We start from the raw sequence: 24,633 nt of genomic DNA on the forward strand, positions 1-24,633 counted from the left end.
ATACGGAATTTCGTTCCGCGAAAAGCGCGATCGACGCAAAGGTCGAGGGTGTCAGCGATCCTGCTCGCTGATATAGGCGGCGAGGATGGCGCGCTCCTCGCTGGTCATTTCCGTGATGTTGCCCGGCGGCATCGCATTGGACCATGCCGCCACGCGCCCGATCAGGCGGATGTTGCGGTGGATGTGCTCGGGCGCGTCGAGCAAAATGCCCTTCGGCGCGGTGACGATGCCGGCCCAGACCGGCTCGGCGGCGTGGCACATGCTGCAGCGGGACATCACGATCTCCGCGACATTGGCGAGTGTCGGCGGTGCCGACAGCGCGCCCGTCTTGACCTCGCGCGGGCCGGCCGCGGACAGGAAGAGGATCGCGATCGCGCCCGCTGCTGCGACGCCCCACACCCACCACGGCGATTTACGCCCGGCATGGCCCTCGTTGAAGAAATGGCGGATCACCGGCCCCAGCACCAGCACGATCGCGACGATGATCCAGTTGAAGCGGGTGGCGTAGAGCAGGGGATAGTGGTTGCTGATCATCAGGACGACGACCGGCAGAGTCAGATAGTTGTTGTGGACCGAGCGCTCCTTGCTGGTCTTGCCGAGTTTCGGGTCGGGCGCCTGGCCCGCGATCAGGCTCGCGACGATCTTCTTCTGGTTCGGGATAATCACCGCAAAGACGTTGGCGACCATGATGGTGCCGATGAGCGCGCCGATCTGGTTGAAGGCGCCGCGACCACTCAGGACATGGGTGAAGGCGTAGGTCAGCGCGACCAGGAACAGATAGCCGCCGATGGCAAAGGGCAGCTCGCGCTGCGCGAGCCCGGTGCGGCATGCGGCCTCATAGAGCAGCCACGCCAGCGCGAGGCTACCGAAGCTGAACAGCCCGGCCTGGATCGGCGTCAAATCGAGGATCGACTTGTCGACGAGGAATAGATCGGCGTCGAGATAGTACACCACCACCATCAGTGCGAAACCGGACAGCCAGGTGGTGTAGGCCTCCCATTTGAACCAGGTGAGCTCGTCCGGCATCTGGCTCGGGGCCACCAGATATTTCATGATCCGGTAGAAGCCGCCGCCATGGACCTGCCAGGCCTCGCCCTGCACGCCATCAGGTAGATCACTCTTGGGCTTGAGGCTGAGGTCGAGGGCGATGAAATAGAACGAGCTGCCGATCCAGGCGATCGCGGCCACCACGTGCAGCCAGCGCAGCAGCAGGCTCGCCCATTCCGATACGATCGATCCCCACATGATCACCCCATCAATCGCGACGTCGATGCCGCAGCTTTGATGAGCGCAACCGGCGGCCGCGCCCTTACAATCTGTCGCACCGATCCGCGCCGTTTTCCAGTACGATGGGTCATACCAAATGCACATCGTGCGGGCATGAGCTGACGTGGGATTTGGCAGAAAAAGTCCGGGAGGAAGGCGACGTGATATCTCGTGTTTCGCACATGATGGCGCCCGCATGGCTGTTGGTGGCCTGCGCCGGCGCGCAAGCCGAACCCGTGCTGCAGGGCAAGGATGCTTATGGCAGCTGGCAGGCCGACAAGCCCGGCGTGGTCAGGCTGATCCGCCCGGAGGATTTGCCGAAGCCCGGGGCCTCGCCGTCGGTCTCCAATGCCACGCGGGTGACGTCGCGTGGCAGCGCCACACCACTCGTGCCTGCGGGATTCAAGATCGAGCTGTTGACCGACGGCCTGTCCGACGCGCGCGTGCTGCGCGTCGCACCGAATGGCGACATTTTCGTTGCCGAGACCGGTCCCGGGCGCATCCGCGTGCTGCGTCTTGGGGAGGGCGGCAAGGTCGTCTCGAACGAGGTCTTTGCCAGCGGACTCACTCGCCCGTTCGGGATCGCCTTCTTCCCGAACGGTGACAATCCGCAATGGGTCTATGTCGCCAATATCGGCAACGTCGTCCGCTTTCCCTATCACGCCGGAGACATGAAGGCGTCGGGCAAGCCGGATGTTGTGGTGGCAAACCTGGCGCAAGGGTCAGGCCACTCAACCCGCGACATCGTGTTCACGCCGGACGGCAAGCGCATGCTGGTGTCGGTCGGCTCCGCCAGCAATGTCGCCGAGGGCATGGGGAACCCGCCTGGCGGGCTCGAGGCCTGGTCCAAGGCGCAGGCGGTCGGCGCCTCCTGGGGCTATGAGGCCGAGCGTGCGGCGGTGCTTTCGTTCGATCCTGAAGGCAAGGACCGCAAGCTCTACGCCACCGGCATACGCAACTGTGTCGGCCTCGCGATCCAGCCGCAGACCGGATTGCCCTGGTGTTCGACCAACGAGCGCGACGGCCTCGGCGACGATCTCGTACCCGACTACGTCACCAGCGTGAAGGAGGGCGCCTTCTACGGCTGGCCGTGGTTCTACATCGGCAGCAACGAAGACCCGCGCCATGCCGGCGCGCGGCCGGACCTCAAGGACAAGGTGACGGTGCCCGATGTGCTGGTGCAGCCGCATTCGGCCTCGCTCGGCATGACCTTCTATCAGGCCACGCAGTTTCCATCCGAATATCAGGGCGACGCCTTCGCCGCCGAGCACGGCTCCTGGAACCGCTCGAAGCGCACCGGCTACAAGGTGATCCGCATCAGGATGAAGGACGGCAAGCCGACCGGCGAGTACGAGGACTTTGCCACCGGTTTTGTCGTGAACGATACGCAGGTGTGGGGCCGGCCGGTGGGGATCGCGGTGGCGAAGGATGGTGCGCTGCTGGTGTCGGAGGATACGGGCGGCACGATCTGGCGCGTGACGCACTGACTTCACCCTCCCCTGGAGGGGGAGGGTAAGAAGGCACTGCGCTCGCCTTGCGCTACCCCCGCCGCACGCTTGCCCCGCCATCCACCGGCAGCGTCACGCCCGTAATGAAATTCGCTTCATCCGACGCCAAAAACAGCGCGGCGTTGGCGACGTCCCAGCCCGTGCCCATCTTCTTGCGCAGCGGCACCTTGCTGTCGCGTTCGGCTTCGACTTCGGCGCGCGTCTTGTGCCATTCGCGGGCGCGGGTGTCGACCGCCATCGGCGTGTTCATCAGGCCGGGCAGGATGACGTTGGCGCGAATGCCGTATTCGGCGTTCTGGTAAGCGAGCTGCTCGGTGAAAGCGATCATCGCCGATTTCGTCGCCTTGTAGGCGACATAAGGATAGGTGGTGATCGCGGCCATCGAGGAGATGTTGATGATGGCGCCGCCGTTCTGCGCGCGCATGATCGGGATCACCTCCTTGGCCGCGAGGATGCAGCTCTTCAGATTGATGGCGACGACGCGGTCGAACGCTTCCTCCGTGATCTGAAGCAGCTCGGCATCGCCGCCGGACAGGCTGACGCCGACATTGTTGTGCAGCACGTCGATCCGGCCCCAACGCGACTTGGCGTCGGCGACCATCGCCTTGATGTCGGCGGACTTGGTCACGTCGGCCTTGAAGGCCGCCGCTGTGCCTTGCTTCGCAGCAATCAGATCGACCGTCTCCTGCGCAGACTCCAGGTGATGGTCGACGCACAGCACCTTCGCGCCCTCACGTGCGAAGGTCAGCGCGGTGGCGCGGCCGTTGCCCATGCCCTCGCCGGGGCTCTGGCCGGCGCCGACGATGATCGCAACCTTGTCCTTCAGGCGCATGTCACTTCACTCCCGGGATCGGGTACTGCTGGAGTACCTCTTTGTAATAAGGCTCGTTGTCGATCTTCATGGTGGCGAGCACGCGCACCACGCCGCAATAGAAGGCGATGGTGAGCACGAGGTCGACCATGTGCTCGTCGGAGAGATGTGTCTTGATCTCGGCGAAGGTCGCATCAGACATCGCGAGCCCGCGCACCATCTCGCGGGCGCCTTTGAGGATGGTCTTGGCGAGCGGCTCCAGCTTCGACGGTTTGCCCTCGGTCTCCGCCATCAGGTCGGCAATGTCGTCGTCGGTGACGCCGAACTCCTTGCCGATCTTCACGTGATGGGTGAATTCGTATTCCGATTTCTCCAGCCAGCCGACCTGGAGGATCGCAAGCTCCCGCAGGCGCGGGTCGAGCTTGCTCTTGAAGCGGATATAGCTGCCGACGCCATTGAAGGCGCGCGCCATCTCCGGCGAGTTGACCAAGAGCTTGTGCAGATTGGTATTGCGCTTGAGCATGTCGCGATATTCGGGCGCGACCTGGTCGGCTTCGAGATAGGGCAGGCGGGCCATTTCCGTGTTTCCTCTAGTGTTCTTGTGACTCGCGTTCGGGCGCTTGCAACGTCACGCCGCCGTCGACCACCAGCACCTGGCCGGTGATGTAGCGCGCAAAATTGCTGACGAGGAATTTGACGGCATGGCCGACGTCCCAGCCGGTGCCTTCGGTCTTGAGCAGCGAGGCCCTGGCGCGGTTGGCACGAGCCTGCTCGCTCATGCCGCGGGCATAGACCATCGGCGTGTACATCGGTCCGGGGCAGATGCAGTTGACGCGGATGTTGTCGCGGCCGTGATCGACCGCCATGGCGCGCGTCAGCCCGATGATGGCAGCCTTCGACGTGGTGTAGGTCGTGAGCCCGCGCGGCCGCAGCGCCGAGATCGAGGAGATATTGACGATCGCGCCGCCCTTGGCGGTCTTGATCATGGCGGGGATCGCGTGCTTCGAGAGCAGGAACATGGTCTCGACATTGACCTGCATGACGCGGCGGTATTGCTCGGGCGCCTCGTCGACGACGCTGCCGCGGCTGCCGATGCCGACATTGTTGTCGAGGAAATCGAGCCGACTCCAGCGATCGAGCGCGGCTTCGACCAGCGCCTTGCAATCGGCTTCGCTGGTGACGTCGCCGCCATGGGCCGCGGCCGTACCGCCTTCCGCCGTGATCATCTCGACGGTGCGCTCGGCGAGCTTCAGGTCGCGATCGGCCACCAGCACTTTTGCGCCGGCGCGGGCGAGCAGAATTGCTGCAGCGCGGCCGTTGCCGATGCCGTCGCCAGCCGCCCCGCCACCACTGATCAGCGCCACCCTGCCGGTGAGGCCGGCATCGTCCTCAGGGCCCTGCATGTCGTTTCATCCCGATATTTTCGTGCAAACTAGCAATGGACCGCAGAGGTGAGAAGGCCGGCCGTCCCGCGCCGATGTCATTGACATCGCACGGAATTGCATGCCGCCGGACGAGATGAGCCGCGATTGAGCGACGACGGCGCGGAACCCTCTTCACGCAACTGCGTTTGCGGCGGGGGAGTTTTTCGCGTTAGCTTCCCCTCGGGGTCTCCCAATCGCCAGTGGCTTGCCGATGAATCTGCTCGATCCACAAGGGCCGGTGGCTGCCGCCAACAGTACCATCCTGGTCGATTCCGTCGTCATCATGCTCGCGATCGTGGTGCCAACCATTTTCGCGATCCTGGCTTTTGCGTTCTGGTTTCGCGCGTCCAATCCGAAGGCGCGCTTTCAGCCCGACTTCGTCTATTCCGGACGCGTCGAGATGGTGGTGTGGGCGATCCCCGCGCTGACCGTGATCCTGCTCGGCGGCGTCGCCTGGATCGGCTCGCATAAGCTCGATCCCGCAGCGCCGGTGCCCGGCACGGGCAGTCCGGTGCGCATCCAGGTCGTCTCGCTCGACTGGAAATGGCTCTTCATCTATCCCGACCAGCGCATCGCCACCGTCAACACGCTGACGGTGCCGGCCGGCGCCGAGCTGAACTTCCAGCTGACATCGTCGAGCGTGATGAACGTGTTCTTCATCCCGCAACTCGGAAGCATGATCTACACCATGAACGGCATGGTGACGCGGCTGAACCTGCGTGCTGACAATGAGGGTAAGCTCCAGGGCCTGGGGGCGCATTTCTCCGGCGACGGCTTTCCGGAGATGATGTTCGACGTCAACGTGATCTCGCCGCTGTCATTTCCGGATTGGGTCGCGGCCACGGCGAAGAGCGACGCCGTGCTGAACGAGGACAGCTACAAGAAGCTGATGCAGCAGGGTGTCGAAAGGGGCAGGCCGACCTATCGGCTCGAGGATCCGCGCCTGTTCGACCTGATCGCAACCCAGCACATTCCGCCGGGGCCGGGACCCGAGCTCGTCTCCGATGCCGGCCGTCCCCACAGTGGAGGCCACGATGCTCGGTAAGCTCGACTGGTCGGCTATCCCGTTCGATCAGCCGATTCCGCTGATCGCGGGCGGCGTGGTGCTGGTGGGAATTCTCGCGGTCCTGATCTGGGTCGTCGTGAAGGGCTATCTGCCCTATCTCTGGCACGAATGGATCACCAGCGTCGATCACAAGCGGATCGGCGTCATGTACATCCTGCTGGCCTCGGTGATGCTGCTGCGCGGCGGCAGCGACGCCATCATGATGCGGATCCAGCAGGCGATCGCCTACCAGTCGCAGGGCTATCTCCCGCCGGAGCACTACAACCAGATCTTTTCGGCGCACGGCACCATCATGATCTTCTTCGTGGCGATGCCGTTTGTGATCGGGCTGATGAACTTGGTCGTGCCGCTGCAGCTCGGCGTGCGCGACGTCGCTTTCCCGACGCTGAATTCGGTTGGCTTCTGGCTGACCGCGACCGGCGCGCTGCTGGTCAATCTGTCGCTCGTGATCGGCGAATTCGCCCGCACCGGATGGCTCGCCTTCCCGCCGCTGTCGGAGCTGTCCTATTCGCCCGGCGTCGGCGTCGACTACTACGCGTGGTCTCTGCAGATCTCCGGCGTCGGCACGCTGGTCGCCGGCATCAACCTGGTGACGACGGTGCTGAAGCTGCGCACCAAGGGCATGAACTATCTGCGCATGCCGATGTTCTGCTGGACCACGCTGGCCTCGAACCTGCTGATCGTGGCGGCGTTCCCGATCCTCACGGCGACGCTGGCGATGCTGCTGCTTGATCGTTACCTCGGCTTCCACTTCTTCACCAATGAAGCCGGCGGCAACGTCATGATGTTCATGAATCTGATCTGGGCCTGGGGCCATCCGGAGGTCTACATCCTCGTCCTGCCGGCCTTCGGCATCTTCTCCGAAGTGGTCTCGACCTTCTCCGGCAAGGCGCTGTTCGGCTATCGCTCGATGGTGCTCGCGACCATGGCGATCTGCGTCATTTCCTTCATGGTCTGGCTGCATCATTTCTTCACGATGGGCGCCGGCCCCGATGTCAACGCCATCTTCGGCATCGCCAGCATGATCATCGCGGTGCCGACGGGGGTGAAGATCTACAACTGGCTGTTCACGATGTATGGCGGCCGCATCCGCTTTGCGACGCCGATGCTGTGGGCGGTCGGTTTCATGGTCACCTTCATCATCGGCGGCTTGACCGGCGTGCTGGTCGCGGTACCGCCGGCCGACTTCATGCTTCACAACAGCATGTTCCTGGTCGCGCACTTCCACAACGTCATCATCGGCGGCGTGCTGTTCGGCGCGTTTGCCGGCTTCGAATACTGGTTTCCGAAGGCCTTCGGGTTTCGCCTCGACGAGCGCTGGGGCAAGCTGGCGTTCTGGTTTACCTTCACGGGCTTCTACATCACCTTCGTGCCGCTCTATGTGGCCGGCATGCTCGGCATGACGCGGCGCATGCAGCACTATGATGTCGCAGAGTGGCAGCCCTGGATGATCGTGGCGGCGGTCGGCATGGCCGTGCTGTCGATCGGCGTCATCTGCCAGATCATGCAGCTCGTGGTCAGCATCAGGAATCGCGAGGCCTTGCGCGATCGCACCGGCGATCCCTGGGACGGCCGCTCGCTGGAATGGGCGACCTCATCGCCGCCGCCGGTGTTCAATTTCGCCTTTCACCCGGACGTTCGTGGCGAGGATGCCTATTGGGACATGAAGATCGCGGCCCAGCAGCAATCGCTCGAACACGAAGCGCCCGAGTATCACGACATCGAGATGCCCAGGAACTCGCCGACCGGCTTCGTCTGTGCGTTCTTCGCCACCATCATGGGCTTTGCGCTGATCTGGCACATCTGGTGGATGGTGATCCTGGGCGGCATCGGCGCGTTCGCGACCTTCGTCGTGTTCGCCTGGCGCGACCACGACGAATACGTCATTCCGGCCGCGGAGGTCGCCGCGATCGACCGCATCAATCTCGAGGAACGGCGCAGTCTCGTCAGCATGGCGGGAGCGATCTGATGGCGATGACCGCAACCGTCGGCCACGCGCACGCGGATCCCCACCACATCGGCGTCGTTGTCGAGCATCCCGGGCCCGCGTCGAAGCGGATCGTCACCGCTTACGGATTCTGGGTGTTCCTGCTCTCCGACATCGTGATGTTCTCCTGCTTCTTTGCGGCCTATGCGGTGCTGGTCAGCCAGACCGCCGACGGCCCCAAGGGCTCGGAGATCTTTGAGCAGCGCAACGTTGCGATCGAGACGGTCTGTCTGCTGTTCTCGAGCTTTACCTGCGGCATGGCCAGTATCGCGGCCGACGTTCGCAACCGGTTCTGGTTCTATCTCGGCATGGCCGTGACCTGCGTGCTCGGGCTGATCTTTCTGGCCATTGAGTTCAAGGAATTCGCGGACCTCGTCGCCCGCGGCTATGGCCCGTCACGCAGCGCCTTCCTGACTGCGTTCTTCTCGCTGGTCGGGTGTCACGGCCTGCATGTGTCGGCCGGCGTGCTGTGGCTGCTCACCATGATGGCCCAGGTCTTCGCCAAGGGCTTTCGCGCCGACGTCTTGCGCCGGATGATGTGCTTTGCGCTATTCTGGCATGCGCTCGACATCATCTGGGTCGGCGTCTTTTCCGTCGTCTATTTGCTTGGGAGTGGCGTATGAGCGATCAGGCGCACACGCATGTCGAGCGCGACATCGCCCCCGGCGATGAAGAACAACATAGCGTCGGCGAGCGCATCGTCGGCTATGTCGTCGGTCTCGTCCTCGCGTTGCTGCTCACGGCGACCTCGTTCTTCATCGCCGGCACCGATCTGGTCTGGCAGCCGTCGATCCCGGTTGCGCTGATCGTGCTCGCGATCGCGCAGATGGGCGTGCACCTCGTGTTTTTCCTGCACATCACCACGGGCCCGGATAACACCAACAACGTGCTGGCGCTGGCCTTCGGATTGCTGGTCGTCTTCCTGGTGGTGGGCGGAACCGTCTGGATCATGTCCCATCTCAACCAGAACATGCCGCCGATGGATCAGTTCATCCGGATGCACAGCTAGAACAGCACAAAAAAGAAGAGCCGCTTGTTTGTGACAAGCGGCCCAAGTCTAGGGAGGAAACGCCCGAGCAAAGCAATCGGACCGAAGCCGGATTGCCGCCAAGGAAACGCTCGCGCAAAGCGCTTGCGTACACATATAGGTGTAGCAACTCCCCTTTGAGTTCAATCCCGGATCAATACTGTCTCGGACTACCACTCACGGCTGCGTGAACCAAAAGTTCACTTTGGCCGGCGGCAGTTATAGGCCTTGCGGAAGCCCGAGGCCTGCGCGTCGTCCTCCGAGCAGAACCAGCGGTCCGGCCTGGTGGTCGCGGCGTAGCTCGGGCAGCCCCGCAGATGGTAGATGCCGATATTGCCGGTGACGCGCGCGCGCACCGCAAGCTTGCCCTTGATGGCGCAGCTCGGCGGCGCCGTCAGCTCATCCGGAAAAAGCACCGCGCGAATCTCCTTATCACGGTCGGCGCGGCAGGCGGCGCCGAGCAGGGCGCCGTCCTTCTTCCCGGTGCGGAATTCTTGCGGTGCAACAAAGCAGCCCTTCCAGATCCCGGCCGAGGCCGTCTTGGCTTCGGCCGCCGCCGGCTTGACGTTGGCCTTGAGGGGTTCGCGCGCGATGGCAAAGCCCAGTTTGACCAGTTGCTCGTTCAACGAGACCTTGTCGCCCTCGACCGTGCAGATCGCGCGGTGGCGCTTGCCAAAATTCTTCTCGGGACCGACATCGTCGCAACGCACGGACTTTCCGCCGATCAGCTTGGTGAGCTGGTCGCGAGCCTCGATGCCACAGGTCCAGGGATCGGCGTGGTCGTCGATGCAGACCTGGTCCAGCTCGGGCGCGTCGACGCCGTCGAGCCGGTAGGTGACGTCGCCGAGCTGGATCGAATTGGCGTCCCGGACCGTCGCGGCCGCGGTCAGCGCGCTGGCGGGGCTGGAGGTCCCCAGAAATCCGGACAGAGCGAGAAACAAGACAAGCGCGAAGGCGCGGGTGGCGGCAAATGAATTCTCGACGGACATAATTTCTCGCTATCGATTGCGCGTGCCCCTCGTTCCTAGCATCCGGATAGGACGATACCAATGGTCTGCGCTGTGCGAAGTGCGACATTCGCCCGCCAGCCTTTACTCGCCGGCCGGTCTGCCCCTATCGTTTGTCGGCCTTGCGAGCCGTGATGGCCGAATCGCCCGGGAAGTGGCGAGGGCTGGAGGAAGACATCTTGACGAAAGACCCCGTGGACGTCCTGATCATCGGCGCCGGCGCTTCGGGCGCCGCGGTGGCGTGGTCGCTGGCCGAGACCAAGATGCACATTCTCTGCCTCGAGCAGGGCGGCTGGATGAACCCGGCGGAATATCCCAGCACGGGCCGCGACTGGGAGGCCAAGTTCTACGGCGAGTGGTCGTCGAGCCCCAATGTCCGCGGCCGGCCCGAGGACTACCCGATCAACGACGACAATTCGCCGATCAAGGTCGTCAACTACAATGCGGTCGGCGGCTCGACGGTGATGTACACCGCGCACTGGCCGCGGCTGCATCCCTCCGATTTCAAGGTGAAGACGCTGGACGGCGTCGCCGACGACTGGCCGATCGACTACGACGCGCTGACCCCGTTCTTCGAAGAGAACGACCGGATCATGGGCACGTCCGGTCTATCGGGCGATCCGCTGTCGCCGCTGACGCATCCGCCGATGCCGCAGCAGCCGCTCGGATTGTCCGGCGCGATCATCGGCAAGGCCATGAACAAGCTCGGCTGGCACTGGTGGCCGTCGGATACGACGGTCGCGACCACCGACTATGAGGGCCGCGCCCGCTGTATCAATCTCGGCCATTGCACGCCGGCCTGCGCGCAAGGCGCAAAATCCTCGACCGACATCACCTATTGGCCGCAGGCGGTCCGCGCCGGTGTCGAGCTGCGCACCCATTGCCGGGTGCGCGAGATCACGACCGACGAGAACGGCATGGCCTCGGGCGTGGTCTATTACGACAAGGACGGTGTCGAGCAGTTCCAGCCGGCGCATGTCGTCATCATCGCCTGCAACGGCGTCGGCACGCCGCGGCTGCTGCTGAACTCGAAATCCGATCGCTTCCCGAACGGGCTTGCCAATTCGTCAGGTCTCGTCGGCAAGAATTTGATGTTCCACCCCTATGCGCAGATCTACGGCTACGTGAAGGAGCCGACCGATTCGAACCGCGCGCCACCGACCTGCCTGTGGAGCAAGGAATGGTACGACACGGATCTCTCGCGCGGCTTTGTCCGCGGCTATGGCGTCCAGTTCGTGCGCGGGGCAGGTCCGGTGTTCGAGGCCGTCGTCAGTGAGCAAAAGGGCATTTTGCCCTGGGGCGCGGATCATCACCGCGTCTTCCGAAAGCTCAACGGCCATCGGCTCGGTTTCTCCGCGATCTGCGAGGACCTGCCGGAGGAGCACAACCAGGTTACGCTCGATCCCGTGCTGAAGGACAGCCACGGCATACCCGCGCCGCAGATCAACTACACGATCTCCGAGAACAGCCAGAAGATGATGGATCATGCGCTCGCCCGCGGCCGGGAGATCTTGGAAATGGCGGGGGCGACCGATATCTGCGTCAATTCGCCGATCCCGTGGGGCGGCTGGCATCTGCTCGGCACCGCGCGGATGGGCACGGATCCCAAGCGCTCCGTCGTCAACGAATGGGGCCGCGCGCACGACGTGAAGAACCTCTTCATCGTCGACGGCAGCATCTTCGTCACCTCGGGCGGCGTGAATCCGACCTCCACCATCCAGGCCCTCGCGCTCTACATCGCCGATCAGATGAAGCAGCGCCTTGCTAATCTGTTCGACTGAGGCCGCCATGTCCGCAGACACTCAACTCACGCGCGCCCAGCGCGACGACCTCCGCACCATCGCCGGCATGATCGTGCCCGCAAGCGACGAGTACAAGGTGCCTGGCGCCGACGATGCCGCGATCCAGGCCGACATCCTTGCGACGCTCGGCCGCGACACCAAATTGGTGACGGCGGCGCTGGACCATCTGGCACGGCTGGCAGGAGGTCAGCTCGCAGAGCTCGATGCCGCGAAGCGCGACGCGGTCGTGCAGGAGTTTCGCAAGAACGGTGGTGCGGCTGCGGCAACGCTCGTTCGTGTCGTCCTGCAATGCTACTACCGCGACGATCGCGTGCTGCGTTCGCTTGGACTCGAGCTGCGCGCGCCGTTCCCCAAAGGCTATGTGCTCCCGGACGGCGACTGGTCGCTGCTCGATCCGGTCAAGGAAAGGGCTGGCACGCTGCGGCGGGCGCCCTAGCCACCTGGGTAGTCAAGCACTGGCAGTCCAGCCTTGCGCCCCGGGCGGGTCACTTGCGCGGCACGGAACAGGCCACCATCTGTGTGAGCCTCAAGGACTTTTGCCATGCTGGATTTTACCTCAGATATCGTCGATGACGCTGCGTCATCGCAAACGACGGCGGCCGCTCCGGTCGATGACCGGGCGCTGCTGGACGCCTATTCCAATGCCGTGATCGATGTGACCGACCGCGTCGGTCCTGCGGTCGTGCGGGTCGAGACGGGGCCAAAAACGCCGAGCGGTCGCGAGCGCGGCGGGCTCGGCTCCGGCATCGTGATCTCGCCGGATGGGCTCGTGCTCACGAATAGCCATGTGGTCGGCTCTTCCAAGGAGATCCGGCTGCGCGATGTCGAGGGCCATGTCGGCGATGCCCGGGTGCTCGGCGTCGATCCTGATACGGATCTGGCACTGCTGCGCGCCAACGGCGTGCGTGACTTGCCCTATGCCGCGCTTGGCAATTCGAAGACGTTGCGTCGCGGCCAGCTTGTGATCGCGATCGGCAATCCGCTCGGTTTTGAATCGACGGTCACCGCCGGCGTCGTCTCGGCGCTTGGACGCTCGATCCGTTCGGTGAGCGGGCGCACCATCGAGGATGTGATCCAGACCGATGCCGCGCTCAATCCCGGCAATTCCGGCGGACCGCTGGTGTCGTCGAATGCGGAGGTGATCGGAATCAACACCGCCATCATCAATGGCGCGCAAGGCATCTGCTTCGCGGTCGCCAGCAACACCGCGCAGTTCGTGCTGTCGGAGATCATCCGCCACGGCTATGTCCGCCGCGCCTTTATCGGCGTCGCCGGACAGACCGCGCCCGTGCCGCGACGGCATGCGGTGCTGGCCGGCGTCGAGAACAAGATGGGCGCACTGTTGATGCAGATTGAGCAGGACGGCCCGGCGGCGAAGGCAGGCCTGTTGCCCGGCGACGTCGTGATCAGGCTCGATGGCGTCGACATCAACGGCGTCGACGATCTGATCCGCGTGCTCGACCGCGACCGGATCGGCCGGCGGCTCGCCATGGACGTGCTGCGGCGTGGCCAAATGAGGGCGTTCGATATCGATCCGATCGAGCGGAAGCCGCAGCGCTAGCTGCGGGCTCGCGGTCGGGGTATGACGGTGCCATGCCTCGCTTCCGGACCCCTGCGGCATGATGCCGGCGCATGAAACCTACGACGTCGTTGTCATCGGCGCTGGTGCCGGCGGCATGACGGCTGCGGCTGTTGCTGCCGCCGAAGGTCTGCGCGTGCTGGTGATCGAGAAGACCGCCTTTGTCGGCGGCACGACCGCGTGGTCCGGCGGCATGGTCTGGATCCCCGCCAATCCAAAGATGAAGGACGCGGGGCTCTCCGACAGCATCACGGATGCCGTCCAGTATCTGTCGAGCACCGTGCCTGAGCCCGCGAATGCGGGCCTGCGCGCAGCTTTCCTCGCGCGGGGGGCCGAGGCGGTGGCCTATCTCGAAGCCAACACGGACGTGCGTCTGCAGCCGGTGAAAGCCTATCCGGACTATTATCCGGAGCGGCTCGGTGCGACGCCGGGCGGGCGCGTGCTGGAGCCGGTTGCGTTCGATGGCACCCGGCTGGGTGCGCAGTTCGCGCGGCTGCGCGCGCCGCTGCCGGAATTCACGCTGTTCGGCGGAATGATGGTCAACCGTCTCGACATCCCGCATCTGCGCCGGATCGGAAAATCGCTGCGTTCGACCTTGCGTGCGGCGCGGCTGGTCTCGGAGTACGCGCTGCAGCGGCTGCGCTGGCCCCGCGGCACCACATTGCATCTCGGCAATGCGCTTGCTGCGCGGCTTTATGCCTCGCTCCTGGCGCGGCAGGTCGACATCCTCTTCAGCACGGATGTCGAGGATTTGTCGATGCAGGGCGATCGCGTCGGCGGCGTGGTCATCCGTCATGGCTCACGCGACCGTTCGATTGCCGCGCGCCGCGGCGTTGTGCTCGCGACCGGCGGCTTCTCGCACGATGCGATTTTGCGCAAACGCCTTTTCCCCGTGGCGGCCGGCTTCGTCTCGGCCACGAATACGGCAGGCACGGGCGATGGGCTTCGCCTTGCGATCGCTGGCGGCGCTGCGCTCAACACGGACGCAACGAGCCCGGCCTATTGGGCGCCGGCCTCGCTATTCCGGCGCGCCGACGGCAGCCGCGGCGTGTTTCCGCATACGGTGACCGACCGTGCCAAGCCGGGCGTGATCGCCGTGAATGCTGCGGGCCGGCGTTTCGTCAATGAGGCGCTGTCCTACCACGAGTTCGTGCTTGCCATGCTGCGCGATGGCCAGGGTGAGCCGGATCGGCCGTTCTATTTGATTTGCGACCGTCGGTTCCTGTGGAGCTATGGCCTTGGTCGCATCAAGCCCTTTGCGCGCAGCGTGCGGCGCTACGTGGCGAGCGGCGAGTTGATCGAGGCGCCCGATATCGCGCAGCTCGCGGCGACGATCGGCATCAAGTCGTCTGTGCTCGGTGCGACGATTGCGAGCTACAATTCCGATGCGAAGGAGGGCCGCGATCCCGAATTCGGCCGTGGCAGCACCATCTATCAGCGGCACCTCGGCGATATCGACCACAAGCCCAACCCTTGCGTCGCGCCGATCATCCGCGCGCCGTTCTTCGCGATGCGCATCTACCCGGCCGATCTCGGCACCGCCATCGGCATGAAGGTGGACGCCCAGGCGCGCGTGCTGCGCGAGGACGGTACGCCGATCGCGGGCCTTTACGCCTGCGGCAACGACATGGGCTCGATCATGAATGGCAATTATCCGGGCCCAGGAATCACGCTGGGGCCGGCGCTGACGTTCGGCTACATCGCGGGGCGGCATCTGGCGGAGAGGGCGGGGATGGTGGTGACGCCAAGCGCAGCCACGACGTCACTCTAACCATCTCCACCGCTGTCATGCCCCGCGAAGGCGGGGCGTCCAGTACGCCGGGGCTGATCGATTCAATCACAGCTGCCTCGGAGTACTGGATCGCCCGGTCAAGCCGGGCGATGACACCGAGAGTGTGGTGCCAGCCTGCTCCTACTCCGCGGCAGCCGCAAACCGGCTATTCTCCAACTCCGCCTCCAGCCTCGCCCTCTCGGCCGCCGCCAGCTTGACGTTGGCTTCCTTGACATGCCCGAATCCGCGGATGCTCTCCGGCACGCGGGCGAGCCTCGCCAGCAGCGGAATTTGCTCAGCCTTCAACCCGGCTGCCCGCTGATCGATCATCGCCAGATAGTCCGTGATCAACTTCCGCTCGGTCCGGCGTTCCTCGGTGCGGCCGAACGGGTCGAGCGCGCCGCCGCGCAGAAACCTGAGTTTTGCCAGCACGCGGAAGGCGTGGAGCATCCAGCCGCCGAATTCCTGCTTCTGAAGCCGTCCCGTCGTCTTGTCGCGCTTGGCGAAGATCGGCGGCGCGAGGTGGTACTTCAGCGTGAAGTCGCCGTCGAATTTCTCAGACACCTTTTTGGCAAAGCTGCCGTCGGTGTAGAGCCGCGCGACTTCGTATTCGTCCTTGTAGGACATCAGCTTGAACAGGTTCTTTGCCACGGCCTCGGTCAGCTCCGTGGACGCGGGCGAGGCGGCGTTCTCCGCCTTGCGCACCTTGGCCAAGGCCGCGAGATAGCGGTCGGCATAGGCCTTGTCCTGATAGCCGGTCAGGAATTCGGCGCGCGTCGCGATGATGTCGTCGAGCGACCTGGTCGGTGCAGACGCCCGGCTCTTGAACTGGAGCACGCTGCGCACCCGCGACATGTCGTGGGCGGCGAGCCGCCCCCAGGTGAAGGCGAGCTTGTTCATCTCGATCGCGGCGCCATTGATCTCGATGGCGCGCAGCAGGGCCTCCAGCGACAGCGGGATTGCGCCTTTCTGGAAAGCGAAGCCGAGCATGAAGGGATTGGTTGCGATGCTGTCGCCCATCAGCGCCGCGGCAATGCCTGTGGCGTCGATGATGTCGAGGTTCTTGTCGCCGACGGCATCGCGGAGCACGGTCTGCATCGTGCCCATCTCGAAATCGATATCGGGGTTTTGCACGAAGCTGGCGGTCGGCTGCAAATCGGCGTTGATATAGGCCTTGGTCACCCCGCGCTCGGCGCGGCTGAGCGCGGTCGGGCCGGCCGAGACGATCATGTCGCAGCCGAGGATGACGTCGGCGCCGCCGGTGGTGATGCGGACCGCGGAAATATCTTCAGGCTTTGGCGCGATGCGCACATGGCTCATCACGGCGCCGTTCTTCTGCGACAGGCCGGTGAAGTCCAGCGCCGAGCAGCCGCGGCCGTCGACATGAGCGGCCATGCCGAGCAGGGCGCCGATGGTGATGACGCCGGTGCCGCCGATGCCGGTGACGAGGATGTTGTAGGGGCCTTCCAGCTCACGCGCCGGCGGCAGCGGTAGATCGGCGAACAATTGGCCGGAATCCACCGCCGAGGTCTTCATGCGCTTCAGCGAACCGCCATGCACGGTGACGAAGCTCGGGCAAAAGCCCTCGACGCAAGAAAAATCCTTGTTGCAGTTCGACTGGTCGATCTGGCGCTTGCGGCCGAACTCGGTTTCCAGCGGCTGCACCGAGACGCAGTTGGAGGCCTGCGAGCAATCGCCGCAGCCTTCGCAGACGAGCTCGTTGATGAAGGCGCGCTTGGCGGGATCGGGATAGAGACCGCGTTTGCGGCGGCGGCGCTTTTCCGCGGCGCAGGTCTGGTCGTAGATCACGACCGTCAGACCGTTGATGTCGCGCAACTCGCGCTGCACGGCATCGAGCTCGCGGCGGTGATGGATGGTCGCGCCTTGCGGAAAGTAGTTGCCGTCGGGATATTTGGTCGGATCGTCCGAGACGATCGCAAGCCGCTTCACGCCCTCGGCCCAGACCTGGTGCGCGATCTGCGCGACGTTGAAGGCGCCCTCGGCCGGTTGGCCGCCGGTCATCGCGACCGCGTCGTTGTAGAGTATCTTGTAGGTGATGTTGATGCCGGCGGCCGATGCCGCACGAAGCGCGAGAAGCCCGGAATGCGTGTAGGTACCGTCGCCGAGGTTCTGGAAGATGTGCTTCTCGGTGGTGAAGGGCGACTGGCCGATCCAATTCACGCCCTCGGCGCCCATATGCGAGATCAAATCGGTGCGGCGGGTCGGCATACTCAGGGCCATGCCGTGACAGCCGATGCCGGCCATGGCGCGGCTTCCCTCCGGCACGCGCGTCGAGGAATTGTGCGGGCAGCCCGAGCAGAAGAACGGCGTGCGCGCGAGCTTGATCTGCGACGTCGTGGTGACGGGATTGTCGAAGGCCTCTAACCGGGCGAGGCGCTGCTCCAGCACCGGGCTGTGATGGCCGAGCTTGCGCAAGCGCGCCACCAGCGCGCCGGCAACGATGGTGGGCGTCAGCTCGCCCTCGCTCGGCAGCAGCGGCGCGCCGCTCTCGTCGCGTTTCCCGGTGACGGTCGGGCGGCGGGACGCATCGATGTTGTAGAGGATGCGCATGAGCTGGTCTTCGATGAAGCCGCGCTTCTCCTCGACCACCAGCACGTCCTGGAGGCCTTCGGCAAAGCGCTTGGCGCCGCTTTCCTCCAGCGGCCAGGTCAGCGCGACCTTGTAGATGCGAAGTCCGAGATCCTGCGCGTCCTTGTCGGTGATCCCTAAGTCGGCCAGCGCCTGGCGCAGATCGAGATAGGCCTTGCCGGTCGCGACAATGCCGAGCCGGGCGGGCTTGGAATCGAGCACGATGCGGTCGAGCTGGTTGGCGCGGGCAAAGGCCTGCACCGCGGCCATCTTGGGGCCGAACAGCCGCCGCTCCGCGTCCAGCGGCGGATCGGGCCAGCGAATGTTGAGGCCGCCGGGCGGCATCTCGAAATCATCGGGGAGCTTGATCTGGATGCGTTCGGGATCGCTGTAGATGGAGGCCGAGCTCTCCACGGTCTCGCTGATCGCCTTGAAGCCGACCCAGCAGCCGGAAAAGCGCGACAGGGCGAAGCCATAGAGGCCGAGATCGAGATAGTCCTGCAGCGTTGCCGGATTGATCACCGGGATCAGGGCGGCTGCGAACACCTGCTCGCTCTGATGCGCCAGGGTCGAGGACTGGCAGCCATGGTCGTCGCCGGCGAGCGCAAGCACGCCGCCATTGAGCGAGGTACCGGCCGCATTGGCGTGCTTGAGCGCGTCGACGGAGCGATCGACGCCGGGGCCCTTGCCGTACCAGATGCCGAATACGCCATCGACCTTGGCGCCGGGAAACAGGCCGACCTGCTGGCTGCCCCAGACGGCCGTCGCCGCAAGATCCTCGTTCAGACCGGGCACGAAGGCGATGTCGTGCTGCTGGAGGTGCGACTTCGCGCGCCACAGCGCGTGGTCGTACATGCCGAGCGGGGAACCGCGATAGCCGGAGATGAAGCCGCCGGTGTTGAGCCCCTGGAGCCGGTCGCGCTCGCGCTGCAGCATGGGCAAACGGACCAGGGCCTGGGTGCCGGACAGGAAGATCCGCTTCGATTCGAGCCGGTATTTGTCGTCCAGCTCGACCTGCATCAGCGTCATTTCGAAAGTCCTTGTTTTTCTTGGTTCGGCGGGGATTTTGCGCCGCGGAAAAAGTTGCGGCTTGCGAAGCGGGTCTTTGCAGTCAAGAGCATGGGTGGCCGAAGTCAATACGGCTAGCCGCATCCGTGGCGCTCCTGCTAGTCATGGCTTCGACCGGAGGACACCATGACTGCAAGCGCATTCGACACCGAGATCACCGACACCGCCGAGGCCCTGATCGGGCCATGGCGCCAGCCGCGGCAGATGCTGCATGCGCAGGTTTACGACGCGCATGCCTCCATCCACGACGATGCCACCGCGCAGAAGCTCGGCTTCAAAGGCGGGACCATCGAGGGGCCGACGCATTTCAGCCAGTTCGCGCCGCTCGGTGCCCGGCTGTGGGGACAGGCGTGGTTCGAGAGCGGCTGTCTCTCCGCGCATTATCGCAATGCCTGCTTCGAAGGTGAGGATGTGCAGGCGATCCTCTCAAAACCTCTGCCTGGAACGAGCCAGTGCCAGATCCAGATGGTCAAGCGCGATGGCACCGAAGTGCTGCGTGGCTCGGCGTCGGTCGGCGAACCCCGCGCAGCGACCGCGCTGGAGACGCGCCTGACCGAGCTCAAGCCGCTCGCCGATCCCGTGATCCTGCGCGACGTGAAGGTGGCGCAGACGAGCAAGCGGCAGTCGGTGCGGATGGCGTTCGACCAGAACATGGGCGACCTCTATCCGTTCTCGCTGCGGCAGAAGCTCGCAGTCATCACCGAGAACTCGCCGTACTATTCGGGCGCTGACAATCCATGGGGCAGGGCCATCATCCCGATGGAGATGCTGAGCGTGCTGTTCCAGTACCGCTCCAAGGACGATCCGCTGCCGGCCAAGGGGCCGGCCGTCGGCCTGTTCGCGGACCAGGAGATCCGGCTGGTGAAGGGGCCACTGTTCGTCGACGAGGACTACGACGTCGAGCGCGAAGTCGTCGCGCTGTCCGGCAGCCGCCGTACCGAGAGTGCCTGGATCAAGACGCGTGTGTTCGACAAGGCGGGTGCGATGGTCGCGACCATGTTGCTCAACATGGCGACGCTGAAGGATTCCTATGCGCCGTATGAGGAGGAGCATCGGCGGCTGTATGGAAATACTGCCCGCTGACAAGCGAGCTTCACGGCCGCTCATCCTTTGAGCAAATGCACGTCGCAAAGCCGTCGCACAGCGAATAAGCAGACGCGATCTCTTCCGATAACAGTCTGATAGCGCAGCGAATTTCTCCATGCTGCGCGGCCAATTGATATTGTACACAATGGCACGGCGCTTGCAGAACTCCTGGCAAAGAGAGTTCTCGCGGGGGCCTGCGTCATGTTGAACTCAACCAAGTCGACACTGGGCATCATCAGCGCCGAGCCAGAGCCGATCAAGCTCGACTGGTCGTCGACCGCGCTCGTCATCATCGACATGCAGCGCGACTTCATGGAGCCCGGCGGCTTCGGCGAGGCGCTCGGCAATGACGTCAGCCAGCTTGCGCGCGCGGTGAAGCCGATCGGCGCGCTGCTGAAGGCCGCGCGCGACACCGGCATGCTCGTCGTCCACACCCGCGAGGGACATCTGCCTGATCTCTCCGATGCGCCGCCGGCGAAAGTCGAGCGTGGCGCGCCGTCCTTGCGCATCGGCGATCCCGGTCCGATGGGCCGCATTCTCATTCGCGGTGAAGCCGGCCACGACATCATCCCGGAGCTTTATCCGCTCGACAGCGAGGTCGTGATCGACAAGCCGGGCAAGGGCGCGTTCTACGCCACCGAGCTGACTGACGTGCTGGAGAAATACGGCATCGAGAATCTTCTGGTGTGCGGCGTCACCACCGAAGTGTGCGTCAACACCACCGTGCGCGAAGCCAATGACCGCGGCTATCGCTGCGTCGTCATCTCGGATGGCTGCGCATCCTACTTCCCCGAGTTTCACGAGATGGGCCTGAAGATGATCAAGGCCCAGGGCGGGATCTTCGGCTGGGTCGCGGACTCAGCCGCAGTACTGGAGGCGATGAAGGTTTCGACCACATAGGGGAATATCATGAGCACATTGACGGGGACGGCCGGCAAATCTGAGAGCAATACGTCCGAGTTCAAGCCGGCATTATGGACACCGGGCGACTGGAACGCATTTTTCGGCTTCGGCACCAACATCCTCGTCAACATGCTGGTGCTCACGGGCCTCTTGCGCTTCGTGTTGAAGATGCCTGACTCACTCGTGTTCGGCCGCATCCTGCCCGCGCTGGGGCTGATGATGTGCCTTTCCACCTTCTACTATGCGTTCCTCGCTTATCGCCTAGCGCAGAAGACCGGCCGCACCGATGTCTGCGCACTGCCCTCGGGCGTCAGCGTGCCGCATATGTTCATCGTGACCTTCGTGATCATGCTGCCGGTGACGCTCAAGACCGGCGATCCCCTAAAGGGATGGTCGGCCGGCCTGGTCTGGGTGTTCTTCCAGAGCTTCATTCTGATGATCGGCGGCTTCATCGCACCGTTTATCCGCAAGATTACACCGCGCGCTGCACTGCTCGGCACGCTTGCCGGCGTTTCGCTGACCTTCATCGCGATGCGCCCTGCGCTCGAGATGTACGTGACGCCGCAGATCGGTCTGGTCTGCTTCGCCATCATTCTGGTGAGCTGGTTTGGTGGCGTGAAATATCCGAAGAGCATCCCGGCCGGTCTGGTTGCGATTGTGGTCGGCATGATCATCGCCTGGGGCTCGGACCTGTTCGGTCTCGGCCTTGGCGGATTGAGCATCAAGGGCGTCGGGGATGCCTTCGCCAATTTCGGCTTCTCGGTGCCGATCCCGGCGGCGGGCTACGTCTTCTCTGGCTTCGAGTACCTCGGTGTCATCCTCGTCACTGCCATTCCGTTCGGCATCTATGACCTCGTCGAGGCCATGGATAACGTCGAGAGCGCGGAAGCCGCCGGCGATGAATATCCGACCACGCGGGTGCTGACCGCCGACGGCGTCGTCAGCCTGATCGGCTGCCTGATGGGCAATCCCTTCATCAACGCCGTCTATATCGGTCATCCCGGCTGGAAGGCGATGGGCGGCCGGATCGGCTATTCGGCCGCGACCGGCATCATGGTGGTGGTGTTGTCCTGGTTCGGCGTCATCTCGGTCCTGCTGGCGCTGGTGCCTGTCGTCGCGATCTCGCCGATCCTGCTCTATATCGGCATGCTGATGACTGCGCAGGCATTCCAGACCACGCCGTCGAAGCACGCGCCCGCCGTGGCGCTCGCCTTCACGCCGCATCTCGCCGCCTGGGCCAAGCTGCAGATCGACACCATGCTCGGCTCGACCATGAATGCGGCAGCAACCGTCGGCGGTATGGCTGCTGACAAGGCCGATGCGGTCAAGGCGGCGGCCATCGCGGCGTTGCCGCAACAGGGTGTGATCTATCACGGGCTTGAAGTGATGGGTGGCGGCTCTATCCTCGCGGGCCTCATCCTCGGCGCAGTCGGTGTCTTCATCATCGAGCGCGACTTCGAGAAGGCCTCGGCGTTCGCGCTCGTGGGTGCCGTGCTGACCTATTTCGGCTTCATGCACGGCGAAGCCGTCGGCATCGGCGGCGGCTTTGGCGTCACGCCCGCGGTGGCGTTCGCCTATGCCGTGATGGCAGCCGGTCTGTTTGCGGCCAGCAGGCTCGGCACCACCGAGCATTATGCCGCGCATCCGGAGATGCACGCTGCACCTGCGGAGTAGGTTGCTCTGACATCAAACGCGGCCGGACGACATTATGTCGCCCGGCCGCCTTTTATGTGAGTGGCTAGATCGCCACACCCAGATCGGATAGGATATCGGCCCCGGCTCGAACTTCGTAACTAGACCCTTCGAAATCCTTGCCAACGGGCTCGCAGGCGCCGCCCAGATGCCGTGCAAAGAACGCTTCGGCAATTGCGAGATAAGAGAGCTGGTTCGGCGGCCTCTGGAATCCGTGTCCCTCATCGGGATAGACGATGTAGGTCACCGGAATGTTCCTGGCCTGCATGGCGGCGACGATGGTGTCGCTCTCTGCGATCTTGCAGCGAACGTCGTTGGCGCCATGAAAGATCAGCATCGGCTTCTTGATGTTGTCGACCTTGTTGATCGGTGAGCGTTCGGCAAGCAGCTTGCGGCCTTCCTCGGTGCGGGGATCGCCGTAGCTGCGATACATGAATTCGGCGAAACCAGCCCAATAAGGCGGCATCGATTCCAGAAGCGTTTGCAGATTCGAGATCCCGACCACCGGTACCGAGCAGCAGAACACCTCCGGCGTGAAGGTCGCTCCGATGAAGGAGGCCAGTCCGCCATAGGATATGCCGAAGATCGCGACCTTGTCCTTTTGCGCGATCCCTTGCGCGATCGCCCAATCGACCATGTCGATGAGATCATCGTGCATCTTTCGCGCGTGCTCTTTCTCGCTGGCTGCGACGAACGCCTTGCCGAAACCCGTCGATCCCCGATAGTTGACCGAAAGCACGGCGTAGCCGCGATCGGCCAGCCACTGGTGATCCCGGCGATAGCCGTAGATGTCCCGGCCCCACGGACCGCCATGGACGATGAGGACCATCGGCAGCGGCCGGGGCGGACGGTCGCCCTCGATATCAGCCGGCAAGGTCAGGTACGAGACTAGTGTGAGGCCATCGCGCGACTTGCCTTGCACTTCCTGCATCCGCGCCAGGCGATACGGCTTCAGTTCCGGGCGCGCGTTGAACAGCTCGGTGATGGTTTGCTTGTCGCGGTCGAGGAGATGATATGCGACGGGTCGATTTGGCGCATGGCCCGCCACGATCCACCGGCGGCCATCGTCACTCTGGCTTTCGATGTGAAACGCATGATCCGGCAGTCTGGCTTTGATCAGATCAAGTTCGTCCGCAACCGCTGGCGTTAGCGGCGTCCATTCCGGCCGGCCGGGGTCGATGCAAACCGCTTCCGGTTCGAAGGTTCTGGCGTTGAAGATAGCGCCTGTCACATCGGCGCGGTCGCTTTGATACAGGATTTGCTCTTCGCCGGTCGCCCAGTTCATCCGCAACAGCGCCGATTTGTCTTGCTCCAGGCTCGAGCTCATGTGCAGGTGGTTGCATCCGGCATCGAACGTCCAGAGCCGCGTGCTGATGTAGGCCTCGTAGGGGACATCGCGCCAATGCGTCACCTTGCCGTCGTCGATGCGCCAGAGCCGCGTACCTCCGTCAGGCGCATTGCTCTGCGCGTAGCGGGGCCTCAACTGCCAATCGAGTCCGACGTAGTGAAACTCCTGGCGATTTTCCCAAACCAGTGTGCGTTCACCGGTTGAGAGGTCGAGTACGAAGACATCATGCCAGCGCGCGTCGCGATCGTTGAGATTGACCGCAATCTTGTCCGGCACGATGTGCGACCAGTAGATCGGCACTGCACGGACATTGGCAAAGGGCGTCAGATCCCGGAGCTCCAACGTATGGGGATCGACCACGAACAGATGTAGGTTTTCATCGCCGTTCTCGTCGTTGAGGAACATGATGTAGCGGCCGTCCGGGCTCCAGTCCTGCCAGTTGATAGGCCGGCCCCTGGTGCGCGTTACGGGCTGGCCGGCCGCAATGTTGTCGACCGGCGACACCCAGACATTCAGGACTCCCTCGACAGGGGCGCCCCAACACAACCATTGACCATCCGGCGACAGCTTGGCGCCGACGTAGGTCGGATTGCCAAACAGTTTTCGGCGCGGGATCAGGGGGCGAGCTGACATGTGGCGTCTCGCTGCTTAATGCTACGGTATGTAGCATATGAGCGCGAAGACTTTGCGTCAACTCCA

At 64.0% G+C, this 24,633-nt stretch carries 19 protein-coding genes; 12 read left to right on the forward strand and 7 right to left on the reverse strand.

Going from position 1 to position 24,633, the window contains the following annotated elements:
- Positions 1-51 precede the first annotated feature (51 nt).
- On the reverse strand, positions 52-1,245 hold the full coding sequence (locus NLM31_RS13380) for a urate hydroxylase PuuD (RefSeq protein WP_254192517.1): 1,194 nt from the start codon (positions 1,243-1,245) through the stop codon (positions 52-54).
- A gap of 206 nt (positions 1,246-1,451) precedes the next feature.
- Between NLM31_RS13380 and NLM31_RS13385 the strand changes: the two genes are divergently transcribed.
- Positions 1,452-2,753: a sorbosone dehydrogenase family protein gene (locus NLM31_RS13385; protein WP_256562117.1), complete on the forward strand. Its 1,302-nt coding sequence runs from the start codon at positions 1,452-1,454 to the stop codon at positions 2,751-2,753.
- A 52-nt stretch (positions 2,754-2,805) separates the two neighbouring features.
- On the opposite strand, the gene NLM31_RS13390 is transcribed toward NLM31_RS13385, so the two are convergent.
- From NLM31_RS13390 to NLM31_RS13400, 3 genes are read right to left on the reverse strand one after another with little or no spacing between them, the layout of a single operon-like run.
- Positions 2,806-3,606, reverse strand: coding sequence for an SDR family NAD(P)-dependent oxidoreductase (locus tag NLM31_RS13390; RefSeq protein ID WP_254192519.1), 801 nt, complete (start codon positions 3,604-3,606; stop codon positions 2,806-2,808).
- A 1-nt stretch (position 3,607) separates the two neighbouring features.
- Positions 3,608-4,162 carry a carboxymuconolactone decarboxylase family protein gene (locus NLM31_RS13395; protein ID WP_254192520.1) on the reverse strand — a complete coding sequence of 185 codons (555 nt, stop codon included), beginning with the start codon at positions 4,160-4,162 and terminating at the stop codon, positions 3,608-3,610.
- A 13-nt stretch (positions 4,163-4,175) separates the two neighbouring features.
- Positions 4,176-4,988, reverse strand: a complete 813-nt coding sequence (locus NLM31_RS13400) for an SDR family NAD(P)-dependent oxidoreductase (RefSeq protein ID WP_254192521.1) — start codon at positions 4,986-4,988, stop codon at positions 4,176-4,178.
- Positions 4,989-5,220: 232 nt separating this feature from the next.
- Here NLM31_RS13400 and NLM31_RS13405 point away from each other — a divergent pair, with 232 nt between their 5' ends.
- The 4 genes from NLM31_RS13405 to cyoD are packed head-to-tail and all read left to right on the forward strand — an operon-like array spanning position 5,221 to position 9,071.
- Positions 5,221-6,054 (forward strand): cytochrome ubiquinol oxidase subunit II, encoded by an 834-nt coding sequence (locus NLM31_RS13405; RefSeq protein ID WP_254129823.1) that lies wholly within the window; start codon positions 5,221-5,223, stop codon positions 6,052-6,054.
- Positions 6,044-8,044 (forward strand): cytochrome o ubiquinol oxidase subunit I, encoded by a 2,001-nt coding sequence (cyoB, locus tag NLM31_RS13410; RefSeq protein ID WP_254192522.1) that lies wholly within the window; start codon positions 6,044-6,046, stop codon positions 8,042-8,044. Before NLM31_RS13405 ends, cyoB begins: the two co-directional genes overlap by 11 nt.
- Positions 8,044-8,685, forward strand: coding sequence for a cytochrome (ubi)quinol oxidase subunit III (locus tag NLM31_RS13415; protein ID WP_254129825.1), 642 nt, complete (start codon positions 8,044-8,046; stop codon positions 8,683-8,685). Before cyoB ends, NLM31_RS13415 begins: the two co-directional genes overlap by 1 nt.
- Entirely contained in the window at positions 8,682-9,071 is a 390-nt protein-coding gene (cyoD, locus tag NLM31_RS13420) for a cytochrome o ubiquinol oxidase subunit IV (RefSeq protein WP_254129826.1), read from the forward strand. The genes NLM31_RS13415 and cyoD overlap by 4 nt, the downstream gene beginning before the upstream one ends.
- Positions 9,072-9,289: 218 nt before the next feature.
- Here the strand turns inward: cyoD and NLM31_RS13425 are convergent, their stop codons facing one another.
- Positions 9,290-10,078, reverse strand: a complete 789-nt coding sequence (locus NLM31_RS13425) for a thermonuclease family protein (protein WP_254192523.1) — start codon at positions 10,076-10,078, stop codon at positions 9,290-9,292.
- 152 nt (positions 10,079-10,230) lie between these two features.
- Between NLM31_RS13425 and NLM31_RS13430 the strand changes: the two genes are divergently transcribed.
- The 4 genes from NLM31_RS13430 to NLM31_RS13445 all read left to right on the forward strand — a co-directional run bounded on the left by NLM31_RS13430 (position 10,231) and on the right by NLM31_RS13445 (position 15,248).
- Positions 10,231-11,877, forward strand: a complete 1,647-nt coding sequence (locus NLM31_RS13430) for a GMC family oxidoreductase (protein WP_309143687.1) — start codon at positions 10,231-10,233, stop codon at positions 11,875-11,877.
- A gap of 7 nt (positions 11,878-11,884) precedes the next feature.
- On the forward strand, positions 11,885-12,334 hold the full coding sequence (locus tag NLM31_RS13435) for a hypothetical protein (RefSeq protein WP_254192525.1): 450 nt from the start codon (positions 11,885-11,887) through the stop codon (positions 12,332-12,334).
- A 105-nt stretch (positions 12,335-12,439) separates the two neighbouring features.
- Complete coding sequence (locus NLM31_RS13440; RefSeq protein WP_254192526.1) at positions 12,440-13,459, forward strand: S1C family serine protease; 1,020 nt, start codon at positions 12,440-12,442, stop codon at positions 13,457-13,459.
- A gap of 58 nt (positions 13,460-13,517) precedes the next feature.
- Positions 13,518-15,248 carry an FAD-dependent oxidoreductase gene (locus NLM31_RS13445; RefSeq protein ID WP_254192527.1) on the forward strand — a complete coding sequence of 577 codons (1,731 nt, stop codon included), beginning with the start codon at positions 13,518-13,520 and terminating at the stop codon, positions 15,246-15,248.
- 141 nt (positions 15,249-15,389) lie between these two features.
- Here NLM31_RS13445 and NLM31_RS13450 read toward each other — a convergent pair whose 3' ends face one another.
- Complete coding sequence (locus NLM31_RS13450) at positions 15,390-18,866, reverse strand: indolepyruvate ferredoxin oxidoreductase family protein (RefSeq protein ID WP_254192528.1); 3,477 nt, start codon at positions 18,864-18,866, stop codon at positions 15,390-15,392.
- A 165-nt stretch (positions 18,867-19,031) separates the two neighbouring features.
- On the opposite strand from NLM31_RS13450, the gene NLM31_RS13455 reads away from it, so the two are divergent.
- From NLM31_RS13455 to NLM31_RS13465, 3 genes are all read left to right on the forward strand, one after another.
- Positions 19,032-19,988 carry a hypothetical protein gene (locus NLM31_RS13455; protein WP_254192529.1) on the forward strand — a complete coding sequence of 319 codons (957 nt, stop codon included), beginning with the start codon at positions 19,032-19,034 and terminating at the stop codon, positions 19,986-19,988.
- A 204-nt stretch (positions 19,989-20,192) separates the two neighbouring features.
- Positions 20,193-20,891, forward strand: a complete 699-nt coding sequence (locus NLM31_RS13460; RefSeq protein ID WP_254192530.1) for a cysteine hydrolase family protein — start codon at positions 20,193-20,195, stop codon at positions 20,889-20,891.
- A 9-nt stretch (positions 20,892-20,900) separates the two neighbouring features.
- Complete coding sequence (locus NLM31_RS13465; protein WP_254192531.1) at positions 20,901-22,568, forward strand: regulator; 1,668 nt, start codon at positions 20,901-20,903, stop codon at positions 22,566-22,568.
- Positions 22,569-22,632: 64 nt separating this feature from the next.
- On the opposite strand, the gene NLM31_RS13470 is transcribed toward NLM31_RS13465, so the two are convergent.
- Positions 22,633-24,567 carry a S9 family peptidase gene (locus NLM31_RS13470; protein WP_254192532.1) on the reverse strand — a complete coding sequence of 645 codons (1,935 nt, stop codon included), beginning with the start codon at positions 24,565-24,567 and terminating at the stop codon, positions 22,633-22,635.
- Positions 24,568-24,633 lie beyond the last annotated feature (66 nt).

Source organism: Bradyrhizobium sp. CCGUVB4N, from assembly GCF_024199945.1.
GTDB lineage: Bacteria > Pseudomonadota > Alphaproteobacteria > Rhizobiales > Xanthobacteraceae > Bradyrhizobium.

What these genes read in the sequence shown, in the direction of transcription:
- NLM31_RS13380 (WP_254192517.1), bottom strand. Translation starts at nt 1,245, where the DNA reads ATGTGGGGATCGATCGTATCGGAATGGGCGAGCCTGCTGCTGCGCTGG.
- NLM31_RS13385 (WP_256562117.1), top strand. Translation starts at nt 1,452, where the DNA reads ATGGCGCCCGCATGGCTGTTGGTGGCCTGCGCCGGCGCGCAAGCCGAA.
- NLM31_RS13390 (WP_254192519.1), bottom strand. Translation starts at nt 3,606, where the DNA reads ATGCGCCTGAAGGACAAGGTTGCGATCATCGTCGGCGCCGGCCAGAGC.
- NLM31_RS13395 (WP_254192520.1), bottom strand. Translation starts at nt 4,162, where the DNA reads ATGGCCCGCCTGCCCTATCTCGAAGCCGACCAGGTCGCGCCCGAATAT.
- NLM31_RS13400 (WP_254192521.1), bottom strand. Translation starts at nt 4,988, where the DNA reads ATGCAGGGCCCTGAGGACGATGCCGGCCTCACCGGCAGGGTGGCGCTG.
- NLM31_RS13405 (WP_254129823.1), top strand. Translation starts at nt 5,221, where the DNA reads ATGAATCTGCTCGATCCACAAGGGCCGGTGGCTGCCGCCAACAGTACC.
- cyoB (WP_254192522.1), top strand. Translation starts at nt 6,044, where the DNA reads ATGCTCGGTAAGCTCGACTGGTCGGCTATCCCGTTCGATCAGCCGATT.
- NLM31_RS13415 (WP_254129825.1), top strand. Translation starts at nt 8,044, where the DNA reads ATGGCGATGACCGCAACCGTCGGCCACGCGCACGCGGATCCCCACCAC.
- cyoD (WP_254129826.1), top strand. Translation starts at nt 8,682, where the DNA reads ATGAGCGATCAGGCGCACACGCATGTCGAGCGCGACATCGCCCCCGGC.
- NLM31_RS13425 (WP_254192523.1), bottom strand. Translation starts at nt 10,078, where the DNA reads ATGTCCGTCGAGAATTCATTTGCCGCCACCCGCGCCTTCGCGCTTGTC.
- NLM31_RS13430 (WP_309143687.1), top strand. Translation starts at nt 10,231, where the DNA reads ATGGCCGAATCGCCCGGGAAGTGGCGAGGGCTGGAGGAAGACATCTTG.
- NLM31_RS13435 (WP_254192525.1), top strand. Translation starts at nt 11,885, where the DNA reads ATGTCCGCAGACACTCAACTCACGCGCGCCCAGCGCGACGACCTCCGC.
- NLM31_RS13440 (WP_254192526.1), top strand. Translation starts at nt 12,440, where the DNA reads ATGCTGGATTTTACCTCAGATATCGTCGATGACGCTGCGTCATCGCAA.
- NLM31_RS13445 (WP_254192527.1), top strand. Translation starts at nt 13,518, where the DNA reads ATGATGCCGGCGCATGAAACCTACGACGTCGTTGTCATCGGCGCTGGT.
- NLM31_RS13450 (WP_254192528.1), bottom strand. Translation starts at nt 18,866, where the DNA reads ATGACGCTGATGCAGGTCGAGCTGGACGACAAATACCGGCTCGAATCG.
- NLM31_RS13455 (WP_254192529.1), top strand. Translation starts at nt 19,032, where the DNA reads ATGACTGCAAGCGCATTCGACACCGAGATCACCGACACCGCCGAGGCC.
- NLM31_RS13460 (WP_254192530.1), top strand. Translation starts at nt 20,193, where the DNA reads ATGTTGAACTCAACCAAGTCGACACTGGGCATCATCAGCGCCGAGCCA.
- NLM31_RS13465 (WP_254192531.1), top strand. Translation starts at nt 20,901, where the DNA reads ATGAGCACATTGACGGGGACGGCCGGCAAATCTGAGAGCAATACGTCC.
- NLM31_RS13470 (WP_254192532.1), bottom strand. Translation starts at nt 24,567, where the DNA reads ATGTCAGCTCGCCCCCTGATCCCGCGCCGAAAACTGTTTGGCAATCCG.